Below are 231 nucleotides of genomic sequence, written 5' to 3'. Positions count from 1 at the left end.
CAACTAAAGAGCCTTATTATTTTGGTGATGAAAATGCAACATATAAAATTGCGGCTTTAGATATAGGAATAAAAAAGAATATTCTTAGAAATTTAGCCAAGCGAGATGCTTATATAAAAGTATTTCCTTACAACTCAAAATTTGAGGATTTGGAATCATTTAATCCAGATGGTTACTTTTTATCAAACGGACCAGGTGATCCAGAACCACTTGTGGCAGCACAAGCAGTAG

General features: G+C 33.3%; 1 protein-coding gene. It reads left to right on the top strand.

The features are described 5' to 3' along the window. Window positions 1-231: glutamine amidotransferase-related protein (locus ACRHNM_RS18400; RefSeq protein ID WP_431138069.1), on the top strand; the 231-nt coding region annotated here is incomplete at both ends.

The sequence above is a fragment of the Psychroserpens mesophilus genome (genome assembly GCF_050617655.1).
Classification (GTDB): domain Bacteria; phylum Bacteroidota; class Bacteroidia; order Flavobacteriales; family Flavobacteriaceae; genus Psychroserpens; species Psychroserpens mesophilus_A.
The sequence above is the reverse complement of the archived record's forward strand: the minus strand, read 5'-3'. Positions and strand labels throughout refer to the sequence as shown.